We start from the raw sequence: 17,023 nt of genomic DNA, 5'->3' as shown, positions 1-17,023 counted from the left end.
CGAAATGCCCGGATTATGCCACAGAGACCTATTCAAACCGTAAAGAAGGCCGGCTCCGCCACTGGCCTTTTGCTGTTACTGGTCAGTTCGTGGGCGCAGGCGGGTGATGTCCTGGTCAAGGTCGAAGGCATACAGGCCAGCGGCACCTTGCACCTGGCGCTGGTCGCGGCCGCAGGGAGCACCTGGCCCGAGCCACCCCTGCGCCTGTTGCAGGGCGAAGGCAACCTGCTGCGCCTGAGCGCGCTGCCACCCGGCCGCTATGCCATCCAGCTGTTTCAGGACAGCAATGGCAATGGCCGGCTCGATCACGGTCGCCGTGGTATTCCGCTGGAGCCCGTGGGGTTTTCCGCCAATCCATCGTTGCTCAACGGTAAGCCTGAGCCCCGCGACTGCCTGTTCGAGCATGGCACGGCGGACACCCAGCTGCGCATCCGCCTGCAGAGCCCAAAAGCCAAACGCTAGCCGCTAGTTGAGCAACTTGAGCTCCGCATCGGTGCGCCGCCAGATCAGCTCTCCGGTGTCATAGCCGCGCTTGCGTGCCTGCTCCAGCAACAGGTCGCGATTGGCCGCGCTGAGCTGCGGATTGCGTGACAACAGCCACAGGTAATCGCGATTCGGGTGGCCGACCAGCGCATGCTGGTAATCCTCATCCAGGTAGAGCACCCAGTACTCACCCTTGCTTGCACCGGGCAGCAGATCGCTGGCCCAGCTGTCGAAGCGCACCCAGAGCTTATTGGTCTCGCCCGCCACCTGCGGAACGGCCTGGCCCTGCACCTGCTGCATATCACCCGCGAAGGTACGGCAGCGGTTGGTCACGCCAAGCGTGCCGCCGTCCTGCAGTTCGTAGAGCGCCTCGGATTGCGCGCAGTTGCGCTGGAAGAACATCGGCAAGCGCGCCTGCTCGTACCAGGTGCCCTGGTAGCGCTGGAGGTCCACCTTGTCGACCGTGGCCGGCGGCACCACACCGGTGCCGGAGTTGGCGCAACCGGCCAGCACAGCCGCTGCGGCCAATACCGCCAGCAGGCGCATCACTTCAAGCCCTTGCCGGAGAACATCATGACCTTGTCGCCGGCGTACTGAACGCTGATAAAGCGCTGCTCATCACCCCAGGTGCAACTGGACATGCCCAGCGCGCCAGCGCATTCGGTCGGGTTGCCCAGCAGGCTCTCGACCTCAGCCTTGCTCATACCCGGCTTGAGCTGGCTGTAATTATCCTGGCTGACCTTGTTGCAGGCAGCCAGCAGCAGGCAACCGGCGAGTAGTGCGACGACACGCAGAGACATGGGGAAACTCCTGAGGAAATAACCAAGACCAGCTTGGCATAGCAATACCGAGCGTGCCTGCTTGGACGCTAGAAGCGCGAGCCAGGTTCCAGCAGAAAGGCAGATTCCTCGACGCTGGAGGTGCGTCCGAGTATCGCGTTGCGATGGGGAAAGCGGGCAAATCGTGCAATTACCCGTTGATGGCGCTCGGCATAGTCGAGGTAACCGGCAAATAACGCCTGCTCGCCAGGTTCAGCGCTGCCGAGTAATGCAGTGAAATGCCTGATGGCCTGGTCTTGCAGCGCCAGCTCTTCTGCGTGCTCAAGCACCAGGTAGATAAACACCCGCTGGATCGGTGCCAGCTGAAGGTCCCAGCCCTGCGCCAAGCCGTGCTGGGCCAGCTTCCGGGCCAGCGCGTCGCCTGAGAAGGCCTGCGGGCTATCGCGAAACAGCATGCGGGGCAGCTGGTCGAGCAGCAGAATGTTTGCCAGCCAACCCTGCGGAGTGACCTGCCACGCCGGCAAGCCGCCGGCCAGAGCCTGCTCGACCTGTTCGGCGAAGCGCTCGCGGGCCTCGCTATCCTGACTGTCCTGCTTGCCGAACCACAGTTTGCCGCGCGCGGCGGCCACCTCAGCAGCCGTTGCGCCGCGACCAAACCACCAGTCGAGCAACGGCTGCCAGGGCGCGCTCATTGCTTACTCGCGGTGATAGGCGCTGATGCGCAGCACTTCTTCCTTGGAACCGAGGAAGACCGCAACGCGCTGGTGCAGCGAGGTCGGCTGGATATCGAGGATGCGCTGGGTGCCGTCGGTGGCCACGCCGCCGGCCTGCTCGATGATCATCGACATCGGGTTGGCTTCGTACATCAGGCGCAGCTTGCCCGGCTTCTCCGGCTCGCGGCTGTCGCGCGGGTACATGAATACACCACCGCGGGTGAGGATGCGGTGTACGTCGGCGACCATCGCGGCGACCCAACGCATGTTGTAGTTCTTGCCCAGCGGCCCGGTCTCGCCCGCCAGCAGCTCGCTGACGTAACGCTGCACCGGTGCTTCCCAGTGGCGCTGGTTGGACATATTGATAGCGAATTCTTTGGTCGCTTCCGGCACCTTGATGTTGTCGTGGGTGAGCACGAAGCTGCCCAGTTCGCGGTCCAGGGTGAAGCCCTTGACGCCATCGCCCATAGTCAGCATCAGCATGGTCTGCGGGCCGTAGATCGCGTAACCGGCGGCAACCTGCTCGGTGCCCGGCTGAAGGAAGGCCTCCTCGCCAAGGTCACCCTCATCGCCATTGCGATCCGGGCAGCGCAGCACCGAGAAGATGGTGCCGACCGAGACGTTGACGTCGATGTTGCTGGAGCCGTCCAGCGGGTCGAATACCAGCAGGTAGGCACCTTTCGGGTATTTGCCGGGGATCTGGTAGGCGTTGTCCATTTCTTCCGACGCCATGCCGGCCAGGTGACCGCCCCACTCGTTGGCCTCCAGCAGGATTTCGTTGGAGATCACGTCGAGCTTCTTCTGAACTTCACCCTGCACGTTCTCGGTGCCCATGCTGCCCAGCACGCCGCCCAGTGCGCCCTTGGACACCTGATGGCTGATTTCCTTGCAGGCCCGCGCGACCACTTCGATAAGGAAACGCAGATCGGCCGGGGTGTTGTGGCTGCGGGTCTGCTCGATCAGGTAGCGGCTGAGGGTAACGCGGGACATGGATGGCTCCGGGAAGGAAGAAAAATCGCGCGCAGTTTACCCCTTTAGCGGGAAAAGCGCCTCAGCACTGGATAGAAGGAGTCGCGAAGGATAAAGCCAGTGCAATCAGGCCAGGCTGCACACCCGATTACGCCCTTCATGCTTGGCCCGGTAGAGCGCCGCATCGGCAGCCTGCAACAACTCATCCAGCGCCAGCCCCTGTTCGGGCCAAAGCGCCAGCCCGGCCGACAGGGTAACGTAGCGCGCACCGCCACGGGTCGGCAGCGGATGCGCGGCCAAATCCCGGCAGATGGTTTCCAGGCGCTGACGTGCCTCGTGAGCATCGGCGCGCGGCAGGATCAGCAGGAACTCCTCGCCGCCGATACGGAACACCGCATCGGAGCTGCGCAGGTTTTCCAGCAGGTGCTGCGCCACGCCCTTGAGCACATCGTCACCTTCGAGGTGACCGTGCTCGTCATTGAGCAGCTTGAAGTGATCCAGATCGATCAGCGCCAGCGACATCGGCGACTGCTCGCGCTGCGCCAAAGCCAGCTCGCGAGCGAAGAACTCATCCAGGTAGCGGCGGTTGTACAGGCCGGTCAACGGGTCGCACAGCGCCTGTTCCTGCAGCTGTTCATGCAGGCTGGAAATCGTGCGTAGACGCTCCTCGCTCAATGCCAGAGCCTCGGCCAGCTTCAACTCACTGAGATGGCGCTGGGTGACATCGCGCAGGTAAAGCATCTGCCCGAGCACCAGGGTGCCGCGATGGGTCACACGCTCGATGGCGCGGATGCGCACCTCGAAATAGCGCGCCGAGTTGGCCAAGGTCAGCAGCTGTTCCTGCTCATCCTGGCTCTGCCGGCTGAGCAGCTGCTGCAAATCGGCCCCCAGAATCGGCCAGTCGGATAACTGGCGACCCTGCCAGCCACTGCGCAAACTGGCCAGCTTCAAGGCCGCAGGGTTGGCCTCGATCACCCGCAGCTGCGCATCGACCACCAGCACCGGGTCGAGCAGCGCGTCCAACAGCAGATGGCGGGCCACAGGTAGCAGGTCGAACAGGCGCACACCGACGATCAGCCAGGCAAACGCCAGCAGAGTGAAGGCAAAGCTGAAAGGGGTCGGGTCGAAGCCAAACAGCATCCAGCCGAATACCACATAGCTGATATTGGCGACCCAGGGCACCGCAGTGACGAAGACAAACGCCAGGTAGTGCCGGCGGTGCACGCCATGGCTGACCAGCGCCGCGCGCAGCACCACACCCATGCAGAAAGTCATAAACAGATACACGTAAGCCGCCGCCGCGTAGAACAGCGGGCCATGCTGATAGCGAATGGGCGACCCCAGCTCATCACTCAGCGGTGCGGTACCTGCGCCATAGAACAGGCCATGCCAGGGATTGCTCAGGGCCATCAGCCAGATCAGCACCGGCGCCACGATCAGGCCCAGGGTGCTGTTCAACGGCAAGGGCTGGCGCACACTGTTGACGTACTGCCAGAGAAATACGGCCCAGAAGGTCGGCACCGAGAGAATCCCCGGCCAGGCCATGGTCGCCCAAAACACCTTGCAGTTAGCGCCTTGTGCGGACATTTCCAGGCTGGCGGCGATCAGCCACCAGAGGCTGGCCAGGTGCAACACGATAAAGCTCTCGCGCCCAGGGAAGTAACGTTGCCGGGTGACCCAGCGCGCCAGCAACAGCACACCGATGCACACGGTGGCGGTCAGCACCACCGGCGCACTCAGCGCCCAGCCGGAATCACCGCACATATTCATCGGGAGCGGGTTGCAATAGACAAAGGCTGGATACGCCGGCAGAACGGGGCTGCCAAACATGCCGAAGTTGCGGAAACTGCCTGCTGGCGGGTCGAAATAGGGATACGCAAGGGCCTTCCTGACCTCAAACGTCGATCAATTCAAGATGCCGACCATACCGCAAAAATCGTTAGGCAGCTGGGCTTTATTTATGCTGCGCAGCCGCCAATAGCGCTTACTCAGCGCTCGGCCGACGCAGCAGGCTGACCGCCATCAGTGCCAGCAAACCCACACCCAGCAGCAACACCGCCCACAATCCCCAGCGCTTCCAGTCGCCCCGCGCGGTCGCGGGTGTCGCTTGCGCAGCGGCTTGCTCCGTCGGCAACTGCACCTCGGCCAGGCCCAGCTGCGATAAGCGCGCAGGCTGGTAGCCGGGAATCAAGGTCGCCAGGGGCAAGGCTGCCGATTGCGCGCCGGCTCGCCCCAAAGCCAAGCGATACGGTGGATTGCCGCGCTGCAGGAACACCAATTGGCTAGCACGCACCGCCACCTGGATCTGCGGCGGCGTGCTACCCAGGCCGCCGCCGCGCTCATCGACCTGCAAGCGCAGCTGCTGCGCCGGCCAGCCGGGCAGCTGCAGCTCATCCTGGCGAATCTCCACACCGTTCTCCGGCAGGCGATAGAGCAAGCCCTGCGCCAGCGGCTGCCAGGGGCCCTTGCCTTCGCTGCGAGCGCTGACGCGAATCGGCGCCAGGCTGTTGGCCTGGGTGAGCTCGACCTTGAGCCGCTCCAGTGGCAAGGCCAGCGGCAATTGCCACTGATATTCGCCATCCGGGCTGCGCACCGCCGTCAGCGGCTGCGACCACACCAGCGGCGCAGGCGCACTGTCGCTGCGCTGGCTGCGCAAGGTGGCGCTGCTCAGTTGCGGGGCCTGTTGCGGACTCAGCCAGAGCAGACGCAGGTAGCGCGCCTTGTGCCCCGGCAGCTCGACCTGCTGCTGATCGATACGCTCGCCGCCAAACGACAACCGCGCCAACTGCCCGGTGCCCCAGGGCTGCCAGTCTTGCAGGTCATCACTGGCCTCGATGCTGAAGCGCTGAAAACCCTCTTCACCGCCGGTCCAATCCAGGCTCAAACGCACCAGGGCGGCGTCGATACCACTGGCATCGAGCAACCAGCCACGCAGTTGCGCCGGTTTTTGCGCCGCGTCCGGCTGCTCATCCAGCAGCTCGATCAGGGTACCGCCAGTGCTGCGCTGCACCCGCAGGCTCGGGGTGCCGGCGCTGTCGCCCGCTTCGGCATACAGCGGAAACCATTTCACCGCCTGTTCCTGCTGACTATCGCGGGACTCGCTGTGCCCCGCCACCAGGGCATAGGCCAGCGCCTGACCCTCGGCATTGAACACCCGCAGGTCACGCAAGTCGCCATAGCGCGCGGCGAAATGCAGCGCCATGGGCACGTCCAGGCGATACCAAGGCCCCTCGCCCGAGAGAGTCAGAGGTAGTTGCTGCGCGTAGTCATCCAGCTGTTCTTGCGCCAGTACCAGCGGGCTAAGCAACAGGCCGGCGAGCACGCCCCAGGCCGCGTAACGCGATTTGATCATCTTCATACCTGCTCCTGCGGCTGATCCGCCTCGGCCTTGCGCGGCGGCAGTGGGGCGAAATAACCGACGACCAGCAGCAACACGCCCACTCCAATAAACGACACGATACGCTCCAGGCCACCGCGATTACCCAATTCGATAAAGAACAGCTTGGCCACCACCAGGGCGATCAAGGCAGCACCAACCAGCCACAACTCGCGCCGGCCACGGCGGTTGCCGAGCACCATCAGCGGCAGGGCAATCAGCGTCCAGACGATCGATAGACCGGCCTGCACCAGCATCGAGTCGAGTAACGCATCCAGCTGATACGGCACGCCGCCCCAATGATGAGCGGTGCGCATCACCATCGCGGTCAACAAGGCAAACAGCGAGGCACCGGCCAGCGCGTGCGTCAGCCACTGGCTGCGCTGGCCATCCAGGCCCTGCTCGGCCAGGGCCGCGCGCGACCAGGCATACGCCGCGCCCAGAGCAAACAGCAGCCCCAGTTCCAGTGGATTGAGCAGCGGCAGATAGGCCAGCGGTTCGGCGTCGCCAGCGCTCATCACGTTGGCCAGCCAGAACCAGCCGAGCATCAGCACGGCCAGCGGCGCTGCCGCCAACAGACGATATTCGCGGGGATAGGCGGCCAACGGCCAAGGCCAGTTACGCGGCAACGACAGTAGCCACAGGTAGGCACTCGGCAACAGCGCCCAACCGAGCCAGCGCCAGGCGTTGTAATGCTCAGACAGGGCGAAGAACAGGTAACGCAGCTCCAGCGCCAGCACGCCCAGCAGCAACCAGCAGCCCAGCACATGCGCGGCGCTCAGGGCACCGGCGGGCAGCAACCCGGCCAGGCGGCGCAACGACCAGAAGTGCACGGCAAACAGCAGCGCCCAGGCCAGCCAGCCGAACTGCGCCGCCGGGTGATAGTGCAGGTGCCAGGCATACAGCAACACCACAGCCGCCAGCGGGATCAGCAGACTGCATAACAGCGCCAGCTCCTGCCAGCGCGCACGCGGCGCAAGGAAGCTGGCGACGGCCACGCTCAGTGCGAGCAGGCCGAGCAAGGCCGCGCTCTGCCACTCGGGGCCGACGAAACGCAGCACTTCGCTGCTCAGCGCCAGCGCCCACCAGGCCGCGCCCCACACCAACAACAACTGCGCCAGGCCGAGCAGGCTGAAATTGCCCAATGCCCCAGGCGCTTCGCGCCGCGCCAACTGCTGCAAGCGCCAAGCGCCGACCAGTGCGGCAATGCCCAGCACCAGCGGCGTCCAGAAATCGACATGAGCCAGCGGGCGCAAGCCCTCTGCGTCCAGCTGGCCGAACAGCAACGGGCTGACGCTGAGAAACACCAACCCAGCCAGCGCCTGCAGCAGCAAACCGAAGACGAAGCTCGCGCGTTGTTGCAGGTGCAGGCTGAGCCAGATGATCAACAGCCCGCTGCCACCCCACACCGCGCTTGCCGTGGCCCACGGCAAGACGAACAGCACCGCCAGATTGATAAACACCAGGCCAACCAACAGCACCAGCGACAGCCCACGCAGCAACCGGCGATCCGCGCTGACCTGTGGATCCCGCGCCGCCAGCAACATCCCGGCGATCAGGCCGAAACCGATCAGCGAGGACGTCAGCAAGCCCTGCCAGCCGGCGGAAAAACCACCACCGCCAGTCGCCGCATCACCGGCCATCTGCGCCATAAACACCAGGCCACCGAGCAGTTGCACAGCGAAAGCGCTGAACAGGAAGGCGCGTGATTGCAGACGCAGGCCCATCAGCAGGGTCAGCAAACCAGCCAGCGCCCAACTGATCGCCGTGCCCTGAGCGTCGAACAGCAGCGGTGCAAGCAGATAGACAAAAGCCAGGCCGCCACAGGCCAGCACCGGCAGACCACGCACTTCCCAACGACTGGCCAGCGCCATGTTCTGGCGCAATTGCCAGTAGCTGAACAGCAAGGCCACACCGAGCATCAGCGCGCCCAGCGGCGCACCGTCCAGCAGGGTTTGAAAGCCGCCCTGCAAGCCGCTGACAAAGGCCAGCGCCGCGCCGAACTGCAGCAACAAGGCAAACGCCCGCGCCAGTCCGCGCTGCTGACGCAAGCCGAGCCAGTAGATGCCCGCGCCCTCGACCGCCCAGGCCGCCGAAGTCCAGCGCACATCCAGGCCCAGGGGAATCGCCAGGCTGGCAAACACCACGCCCAGCGCCAGGCAGGTTTCCACCAGCAGCGCGGCACGATCACCGGTACGGCTAACCAGCAGCCGCGCCAGCACCATATAGAACAGCCCCAGCGCCAGTGCACTGAAGGCCGCGGCAAACTCGATGTGCTGCACCAGCGCGAACTGCAGGCCAAAGCCCACCAGCGGCGGGCCGAACAGCACGGTGGCGTCGATATAGTCGCCCTTGCGTGCGGCCCACAGCAGCAGCGCATCGCGATCCTCGGGCGCATCCAGGGCTTCGCGCAGCTTGCGCCGGGCAAACAGCAGGCCGATCGCCACGTACATCAGGAAGAACAGAATCAGGAACGGCTCGGTGCTCCACAGCAGCTCCGGCTTGTAGGAGCGAATGCCCCAGGCGAACCCGATGCCGAAGGTGCCGACGAAACCGATCAGGTTGAGCAAGCGCCAGGCCTTGAACCAGGCAATGGCGAAGATCCCGGCGTTGAGCAGGGCGAAGTAGCTGAACAGCGCCACATGGTTGCCGCTACCAGTCGAGGTCAGGATCGGCGCGGCAAAACCGCCCAGGGCCGCGGCGGCAGCCAGGCCCAAGGCATTCTGCTTGACCGCCAGAATCGCCGAAAACAGCGTGACCAGCACCAGCAGGCCCAGCGCCACGCCGGCGTCGAGCAGCGGATGCAGGCGCATGGCGGCGAACACCGTCAGGTACAGCACGGCGATCCCGGTGCCTTGCAGCATCAGCGCGTAGCTCGGGTTGCGCAGACGCAACCACCAGCCCAGCCCCAGCAAGGCCACCGCACTGGCGGCCACGCTGGCGTAGCGCATCTCAACCGGCACCACCATGCCTTCGGTGGCATAGCGCAGAAGGAACGCCAGGCCGAGGAACAGCAGCACCACGCCGACACGCAGCACCGTGTTGCCGCCCAGCAGCCAGTTTTTCGCGGCACTGAAGCCGCGCTCGATCAGCGTCGGTTCGCGCGGGGCGGCAGGCTTGCGCGGCGCAGCGGGCGGCGGTGTGATCGGCGCGGCCTGCATGGCGGCGACCGGCGCGGGCGCAGGTTCGGGCAGAACAAAATCCAGGGTCCAGTCCAGCTCAGGTTCGGCCGCCTGGGCACTGACGACTGGCGCAGCCACCGGCTCGGCGACCGGGCTGACCGCATCCGCCATTGACGGTGCCTCGGGGGCGGACGTTGCGCCCTGCTCCAACGTGAGCAAACGCTCATACAGCGCCGCCGTACCCTGCTCGAAGCGCTGGGAGAAGGCCTTGAGCTGAGCCGTCAGCGCGGCATTCTCGCGCTCCAGCCCCTGCAATTTGAGCGCCTGGCCAAGGCCCAGACCCACCAAGGCACCCAACAGCGCGGCCGTCAGCGTCTCATCCGCCAACGCCCCGAGCACCAAGCCCACCAGCATGAAGATCCATTGCATGCAGCGCGTTCCTATTCAGCTAAACCCGAACATCCTGTTGCCCAGCACCCGGCGCAAACTGCGCAGCAGTATAGGAGCCTGCCCCGTGCATACCCAGGTAGACGAATGCCGCCCCGATCACAGACACATAAAGATTTTCCCCAGGTAAATCGGGGGAAATACGACCAGCCGGCAGATAGTCATCCACAAATCCCCCAAGGCCGCTATCATCGCGCGCCGCACAACTGATGCATGCGAGGGTCTGTTCCCGTTTCGTCGCGAACCACGTTGCTGCGCAAAGTCTCGCCAGGCTAGGCGGAGGACGCAGGTAATGGTTGTTCCCTTGCCAAGTCCTCCAACACCGCATGGCGAGATTTTGCGCGCAACCCGAAGGGCCGGGCCAGTTTTAGCGCGATGCTGCGTTTCTCGACACTCATTTGGAACACCAAACTTCGCGTCTCGCGCCTTGCCTCGCGCTAAAACTGGCTCCGGCGTGGCCGCGAACGAAACGGAAACAGACCCTAACTCCGATGAAAAACAACCTGATTGCCGCCGCCGAACTCGACCGCCTGGAAACCTGGGCCAAGTACACCGCCGATATGTGCCACAGCTGCATGTCCAGCTGCTGCACGCTGCCGGTCGAGGCGCGTCTGAACGACCTGATCCGGATCGGCGTGGTCGACGAATTCGAACGCAGCGAGCCGCTGAAGAACATCGCCAAACGCCTGCAAAAAGACGGCATCGTCGAACGCTTCCATCAGAAGTCGGGCATCTTCACCCTGACCCGCATGAGCAATAACGACTGCTACTACCTCGATCGCAAGACCCGTCTGTGCACCATCTACGACAAGCGTCCGGACACCTGTCGCAACCACCCGAAAATCGGCCCGCGCCCAGGCTATTGCGCCTACAAGCCGAAGAACTGAGCCAACCGGGTCGCGGCAATGCGACACATGCAAGGCGCGCGCGACTCTGGTTAGACTGGCCGGTCAGGTCAGCCGCACAAGACAGTCGCGCATGAATTCGCCCGTTTCACTCAGCCCACTCAGCCTACTCAGCCCCAGCCAGCATGGCCTGCGCTTCCACCCGGAACGCGAGGCGCTGTTCAACGAACTGCATACCCGGCCCTTCCCGGTACTGCCCACGCCAACCCGGCTGGTGCAGCTGGTGTTGCTGCCCACGGCGCAACAACCCACGGCCGAGTACCAGCACCTGCTGCGCCTGTGCGAGCGCCATGCGGTACTGCCGCCGCCCGCCGAATCGTCCTGCTACTACCAGGACTTCGGCGGCTTCGAGCTGCGCTGGGAACGCCACACCGAGTTCTCCACCTACACCCTGATCAGCCAGCAGCTGCAAGGCCAGCCCTTTAGCCAGGACGCCCTGGCCCTGCTGCCGGAACACTGGCTACGGCAACTGCCGGGGCAGTTGATCAGCTGCAACCACCTGGAAATCATCGCCGCCCCGGCCACCACGCCCAGCCCGGACGAGATGCGCGTGCACTTCGAGGGCCAGCGCCTGATCAGCTCCCAGGTCGGCGACGGCCTGGCGCGCCTGTGGAGCGCCTACCGCATCCACAGCGACGGCAGCGGCCGCCTGCTGATCCACAACCACGGCCTCAACCCCTGCCAGACCGGCCGCCTGGTGCGCACCCTGCTGGAGATGGAAACCTACCGCATGATGCTGCTGTTGGCGCTGCCGCAAGCCAAGGCCATCGCCCCGCAGATCAAGGCGATGGAGCAGCAGCTGGCCGCCGCCATCCAGCAGATCAACCAGATCCGCGATCTGGGCGACGAGCGCCGCCTGCTCGGTGAGCTGGGCAGCCTGGCGGCGCGGGTCGAGCAACTGATCGCCGCGCACAACTTCCGTTTCTCCGCCAGCCGCGCCTATCACGAGCTGATCATCAATCGTCTGGGCGAGCTGCGTGAGCAGGAGTGCACCGGCCTGCAGACCTTCAGCGAATTCCTCCAGCGCCGCCTGACCCCGGCCTGGCGCACCAGCGAGGCCGCCGAGCAGGGCCTGAGCGACCTGGCGCGGCGCATCGACCGCGCCAGCGAACTGCTGCGCACGCGGATCGACCTGACCATCGAAACCCAGAACCAGCAGCTGATGCTGGCCATGGACAAACGCAGCCATATCCAGCTGCGCCTGCAACAGACGGTGGAAGGCCTGTCGGTGGCGGCCATCAGCTATTACCTGATCGGCCTGTGCAAATACCTGGCGGAATCGGCCAAGGCCCTCGGCCTGATCGACAGCAGCGCCCTGGCCACCGGCATCGCCGTGCCACTGTGCGTGACCGCGGTGTGGCTGGGCATGCGCCGGCTCAAGCAACGCCTGCACCTGCCCGGCGCGCACGACTGACCGCCGGCATTGAGTCGGCCTGCGCCATCGGGCACTCTCGACGCCATCAACCCGTTCGAGACGCTTATGCAGGCCGACGCCTTCGCCGATGATGCCGCACAGACCGAGCGCACCCGCGCCGCGGTGCTGCGTTATCACTACAGCTGGAAAGACCGCGACCTCGACGCGGTGATGGCGCTGTACCACCCGGATATCCAGTACCACGACTTCTTCCAGCAGCGCTGCATGGGCTTTGCCGAGCTGCGCGACTACGTGCGCAACAACCTGCCGCGCCAACCCGGCGAGGCGCTGGAGCACACCGACCGCATCCGCATTGACGGCCATACCGCGTTTATCCAGTACCGCATCAGTCTGCAGGGCAGCGGCGGCCTGCTGGCGTTTCGCACGGGCGAGGCGATTACCGTGCGCGATGGCCTGATCTGGCGCATCCATGAATACGCCACGCTGATGCGCGAGGAGCGCGAGCAATCCTCCGCCAGTGATTCACGCCCGGCCCTTAGCCGCCTCGGCCTCAGTGCCCGCCAGCTCGGCCTGTTGGCGCAGGATCTGGAAGAGTACATGCAGCGCGCCCAGGCCTACCTCGACCCGCAGCTCAGCCTGCAACAGGTCGCCGCGACCACCGGTTACAGCCGCAATCAGATCTCCCATCTGCTCAATCAAGTGCTCGGCCAGAGCTTCTATCGCTATATCAACCACAAGCGCCTGCAGCACCTGCTCGCGGGGCTGGACGCCGGTAACGACCTGCAGCGCATGGATGACCTGGCCTTCGCCGCCGGCTTCAACTCGCTCTCAGCGTTCTACAGCTGCTTCCGCCGCCATACCGGTTTGTCGCCCAAGGCCTACCTCAAGCAAATTTCCTTGCGGGCACGCACACAAGACAAGCCCTGATCGACCTCCTAGTCTCTGCGCAGAGTTATTGACTTGCCGGAGATCGACGATGAGCCCATGGCGCTCCCTCAGCCTGTGGATGGACCAGCTGGACGAACCGCTGGCCGCCCGCCCGGCGCTGAGCGAAGACCTGCACGCCGATGTGGCCATCATCGGTGCCGGCTACACCGGCCTGTGGACCGCCTATTACCTCAAGCGCCAGGCCCCGCAGCTGCGCATCGTCATCCTCGAAGGCGAAATCGCCGGCTTCGGTGCCTCCGGGCGCAATGGCGGCTGGCTGATGGGTGGCATGCTCGGCGAAGCTGCCATGCTGGCCGACCAGCCCAGTGCGCAACGGCATGCCGCCTTCCAGGTGCTGCACGGGATTCCCGATGAGGTCGCCAGCGTGCTGCAGCGCGAGCAGATCGCCTGCGATTACCGCAAGGCCGGCGTGCTCTACTGCGCCGCGCGCTATCCCGAGCAACTGGCCAGCCTGCGCGAGCAACTGACCGCCCTGCATGCCCTGGGTCTGGATGAAACGGATTACCGCTGGCTGACGCCCTTCGACCTCGGCAAGCAATTGCAACTGGCCAATGCCTACGGCGCGATCTACACGCCGCACTGCGCCACCATCCAACCGGCCAAGCTGGTGCGCGGCCTGGCGCGCTGCGTTCAGGCCATGGGCGTCGAGCTGTATGAACAGAGCCGGGTGACCGACTGGCAAACCGGCCAGGTGCGCACCGCCACCGGCAGCGTGCGCGCCGACTGGATCGTCCCGGCCGTGGAAGGCTATGCCGCCAGCCTGCCACCCCTGGGCAAATATCAATTACCGGTACAAAGCCTGCTGGTGGCCACCGAGCCGCTGTCCAAGGAAATCTGGGCCGACATCGGCCTGGAGCGCGGCCAGGCCTTCAGCGAAAACAGCCGCCAGGTCACCTACGGCCAGCGCAGCGCCGATAACCGGCTGATCTTCGGTGCCCGTGGCGGCTACCGCTTTGGTGGCCAGTTGCGCACCGACTTCAACCTCAACGAAGACGAGCGCGACCTGCGCCGTTACCTGTTCGGCGAACTGTTCCCGCAGCTCAAGCAGGCGCGCATCAGCCATGCCTGGGGCGGCAACCTGGGCATGGCGCGGCGCTTTCGCCCACACATGCTGGTGGACCGCAGCAACGGCATCGCCCTGTCCGGCGGTTACGGCGGCGAAGGCGTGGGCGCGAGCAACCTCGGCGGGCGCACCCTGGCCGACCTGATTCTTGGCCAGCAGAGCGAGTTGACCCGGCAACCCTGGGTGCTGGGCGACCAGCCGCTCAGCCGCCTGCCGCGCTGGGAGCCGGAGCCGCTGCGCTGGCTCGGCTACAACGCAATTATCCAGAGCTTCGTGCACGAAGACCGTGTGCTGGCCAATCCCCACAGCGCGCCGTGGCGACGCCAGCTGGCCAGCGGCCTGGCCGGCACCCTGGAAAAATTCATGCATTAACGGAGAGAGTGATGAGCATCCAACACTTCAAGAACACCGCCCAACTGTCCCTGGCGGATATCAGCCCGGTCGCCGTGCCGCTCAGCGAACCAGTCGCGATCACCCGCAGCCACGGCATCGAACACGCCGACGGCGTCGCCGCCGGGATTTGGGAATGCACGCCGGGGCGCTGGCGGCGGCAGATCGCCCAGCAGGAGTTCTGCCACTTTATCGCCGGGCGCTGCACCTTCACTCCGGATGGCGGCGAGCCCATGCAGATCCAGGCCGGCGATGCGCTGCTGATGCCCGCCAATACCTTCGGCATCTGGGACATCGAGGAAACCGTGCGCAAGAGCTTTGTGCTGCTCAAGTAACCGCTCCAACGCAGGCCATCCACCCCGTTTTAACTGCCACTTCGACAACACCAACAAAAAACGATGAGGTATTTCCATGCTGAAGAAACTGCTTCCCCTGCTACTGCTCAGCAGCGTCAGCCAGGCCGCGGAAACCGTGCGCATCTACAACTGGACTGATTACATCGCCCCCGACACCCTCAAGCAGTTCGAGCAAAGCAGTGGCATGCAAAGCCACTATGACGTTTACGACAGCAACGAAACCCTCGACGCCAAGCTGATGGCCGGGCGCTCGGGCTATGACGTGGTCTTCCCCTCTAACCACTACATGGCGCGACAGATTCAGGGCGGTGCGCTGAAGAAGCTCGACAAGAGCCGCCTGCCAGGCTGGAAGAACCTCAACCCGATCCTGCTGAAAACCCTGGAAACCAACGATCCCGGCAACCAGTACGGCTTCCCCTACCTGTGGGGCAGCACCGGCATCGGCTACAACGTCGACAAGGTGCGCGAAGTACTCGGCAAGGATGTTGCGCTCGATTCCTGGGACCTACTGTTCAAACCCGAGCACATGGCCAAGCTGAGCCAGTGCGGCGTGGCGATTCTCGATAATGGCCCAGAGCTGCTGCCGATTGCCCTGCACTACCTCGGGTTGCCGCACCACAGCCAGAAACTCGACGACTACAAGCAGGCCGAAGCGCTGCTGCTGGAAATGCGCAAGAACGTGCGCTACTTCCACTCGTCCAAGTACGTCGGCGACCTGGCCAATGGCGATATCTGCCTGGCCGTGGGCTTCCCCGGCGACATCATGCAAGCCGGCATACGCGCCGCCGAAACCGGTAACGGCATCAACATCGACTACGTGATTCCCAAGCAAGGCACGTCGATCTGGTTCGACATGGTGGCCATGCCGGCGGACAGCAGCAACGACACCGCCAGCTACGCCTTTATGAACTACCTGCTGCAACCCGAGGTGATGGCCGGCATCAGCAACTATGTGCAATACGCCAACGGCAACAGCGCCGCCGACGCCCTGATCGACCCCAAGCTGAAGGCCGACGCCACCGTTTACCCACCGCAAGACACGATGGACAACCTCTACGCCCTGGAAGCCATGCCCCTGCAGATCGACCGCGTGCGCACGCGCATCTGGAGCAAGGTCAAAAGCGGGATCTAAGCCACCCGCAAGCCGCTAAACCCACTTTACAGGCAATAAAAAAGCCCCCGCAGGCTCTCGCCGGCGGGGGCTTTTTTTAGCTGCGGTGGGCTGGTGTTACGTCAGGAGAAGAGCAGTAATCATGGCTTACCCTCCTCAAGCTGCTGACTAGTTGCCTTGCCCCTCTGACTGCGAATCGCCACTAAAGATTACTTCTTGAGTATCAAAATTCTGAATCTTCGAGTGGATAACAATGTAGCTGTTATGACCTCGGGTCATTCCTGATGTGTTCCAGGTCACCAAGTAACGCTGCCCAGCCTTGAACTCGACATCGCCGGCTCGAAAACTACAGGTCCCGCCACCGGTTCCCAATGAATTTTTGGAAACCCAACACCACTGTAAACTGTGCTTACCCGGCGTAACCTTTACCGCCTGATAGCCACTAAAATCATAAAATTCGCCCCGCCCAGCGCCAGCAAGATGTTGGTCATCGACGTGCGTGGCCAGCAACAGGCGGTGGAATGGAACGCCGAGATCACGGTATGTGGTGGTATCAAAATAAATAATCGGGGCGCCAGGGGTTCTTCCTGAAAGGTCATAGGGCTTTATAACTGCAGGATCAATCTGCCCCTGATAATCCTTGTAGTTAAACCCAGAGCAAGCACCCAGAGCCAAAGAAATAGCAACCAAAACAGAAAAATTAAAAACTCGAATCACAAGAACCCTCTTTATATACGCTTGATTTATTTATACTCCAAATATCATTTGACAACTATCGCCACGTGACACCACATAAAGCTGACAATCCAGAAAAGCAACCCCACTCTAAGCATATCTGACTTATTCCTCCACGAAAGCTTTCAGCAAAGCAAAGCAAAGCAAAGCAAAGCAAAGCAAAGCAAAGCAAAGCAAAGCAAAGCAAAGCAAAGCAAAGCAAAGCAAAGCAAAGCAAAGCAAAGCAAAGCAAAGCAAAGCAAAGCAAAGCA

At 63.6% G+C, this 17,023-nt stretch carries 15 protein-coding genes; 7 read left to right on the top strand and 8 right to left on the bottom strand.

Features of this window, described 5'->3' with window-relative positions:
- Window positions 1–15 precede the first annotated feature (15 nt).
- Entirely contained in the window at window positions 16–462 is a 447-nt protein-coding gene (locus WBK23_RS16685; RefSeq protein ID WP_424485050.1) for a DUF2141 domain-containing protein, read from the top strand.
- A 3-nt stretch (window positions 463–465) separates the two neighbouring features.
- Here the strand turns inward: WBK23_RS16685 and WBK23_RS16680 are convergent, their stop codons facing one another.
- From WBK23_RS16680 to WBK23_RS16650, 7 genes are all read right to left on the bottom strand, one after another.
- Entirely contained in the window at window positions 466–1,029 is a 564-nt protein-coding gene (locus WBK23_RS16680; RefSeq protein ID WP_424485247.1) for a lipocalin family protein, read from the bottom strand.
- Entirely contained in the window at window positions 1,029–1,283 is a 255-nt protein-coding gene (bamE, locus tag WBK23_RS16675) for an outer membrane protein assembly factor BamE domain-containing protein (RefSeq protein WP_424485049.1), read from the bottom strand. The genes WBK23_RS16680 and bamE overlap by 1 nt, the downstream gene beginning before the upstream one ends.
- 68 nt (window positions 1,284–1,351) lie before the next feature.
- Window positions 1,352–1,954, bottom strand: coding sequence for a DUF924 family protein (locus WBK23_RS16670; protein WP_424485048.1), 603 nt, complete (start codon window positions 1,952–1,954; stop codon window positions 1,352–1,354).
- A 3-nt stretch (window positions 1,955–1,957) separates the two neighbouring features.
- Window positions 1,958–2,965 carry a class 1 fructose-bisphosphatase gene (locus tag WBK23_RS16665; RefSeq protein WP_424485047.1) on the bottom strand — a complete coding sequence of 336 codons (1,008 nt, stop codon included), beginning with the start codon at window positions 2,963–2,965 and terminating at the stop codon, window positions 1,958–1,960.
- Between the two features lie 105 nt (window positions 2,966–3,070).
- The gene (locus WBK23_RS16660; protein WP_424485246.1) at window positions 3,071–4,714 is read right to left on the bottom strand and encodes a histidine kinase N-terminal 7TM domain-containing diguanylate cyclase; all 1,644 of its coding nucleotides are present in this window, start codon (window positions 4,712–4,714) and stop codon (window positions 3,071–3,073) included.
- A gap of 214 nt (window positions 4,715–4,928) precedes the next feature.
- Window positions 4,929–6,302, bottom strand: coding sequence for a DUF3999 domain-containing protein (locus WBK23_RS16655; RefSeq protein ID WP_424485046.1), 1,374 nt, complete (start codon window positions 6,300–6,302; stop codon window positions 4,929–4,931).
- Entirely contained in the window at window positions 6,299–9,871 is a 3,573-nt protein-coding gene (locus WBK23_RS16650; RefSeq protein WP_424485045.1) for a DUF2339 domain-containing protein, read from the bottom strand. The genes WBK23_RS16655 and WBK23_RS16650 overlap by 4 nt, the downstream gene beginning before the upstream one ends.
- 509 nt (window positions 9,872–10,380) lie before the next feature.
- On the opposite strand from WBK23_RS16650, the gene WBK23_RS16645 reads away from it, so the two are divergent.
- The 6 genes from WBK23_RS16645 to WBK23_RS16620 all read left to right on the top strand — a co-directional run bounded on the left by WBK23_RS16645 (window position 10,381) and on the right by WBK23_RS16620 (window position 16,058).
- Entirely contained in the window at window positions 10,381–10,776 is a 396-nt protein-coding gene (locus WBK23_RS16645) for a YkgJ family cysteine cluster protein (RefSeq protein WP_160014837.1), read from the top strand.
- A gap of 91 nt (window positions 10,777–10,867) precedes the next feature.
- A complete protein-coding gene (locus WBK23_RS16640) occupies window positions 10,868–12,208 on the top strand; it encodes a DUF3422 family protein (RefSeq protein WP_424485044.1) in 1,341 nt (446 codons plus the stop codon).
- 66 nt (window positions 12,209–12,274) lie between these two features.
- A complete protein-coding gene (locus tag WBK23_RS16635; RefSeq protein ID WP_424485043.1) occupies window positions 12,275–13,096 on the top strand; it encodes a helix-turn-helix domain-containing protein in 822 nt (273 codons plus the stop codon).
- Window positions 13,097–13,145: 49 nt separating this feature from the next.
- Window positions 13,146–14,552, top strand: coding sequence for an NAD(P)/FAD-dependent oxidoreductase (locus WBK23_RS16630; RefSeq protein WP_424485042.1), 1,407 nt, complete (start codon window positions 13,146–13,148; stop codon window positions 14,550–14,552).
- 11 nt (window positions 14,553–14,563) lie between these two features.
- Window positions 14,564–14,905 (top strand): cupin domain-containing protein, encoded by a 342-nt coding sequence (locus tag WBK23_RS16625; RefSeq protein ID WP_424485041.1) that lies wholly within the window; start codon window positions 14,564–14,566, stop codon window positions 14,903–14,905.
- 76 nt (window positions 14,906–14,981) lie between these two features.
- Entirely contained in the window at window positions 14,982–16,058 is a 1,077-nt protein-coding gene (locus tag WBK23_RS16620; protein WP_424485040.1) for a polyamine ABC transporter substrate-binding protein, read from the top strand.
- Between the two features lie 147 nt (window positions 16,059–16,205).
- On the opposite strand, the gene WBK23_RS16615 is transcribed toward WBK23_RS16620, so the two are convergent.
- Complete coding sequence (locus WBK23_RS16615) at window positions 16,206–16,754, bottom strand: hypothetical protein (RefSeq protein WP_424485039.1); 549 nt, start codon at window positions 16,752–16,754, stop codon at window positions 16,206–16,208.
- Window positions 16,755–17,023 lie beyond the last annotated feature (269 nt).

It is taken from the genome of Pseudomonas sp., assembly GCF_049653025.1.
Lineage (GTDB): Bacteria > Pseudomonadota > Gammaproteobacteria > Pseudomonadales > Pseudomonadaceae > Aquipseudomonas.
Note: the sequence above shows the minus strand (reverse complement) of the source record. Positions and strands in the feature narration are given on the sequence as shown.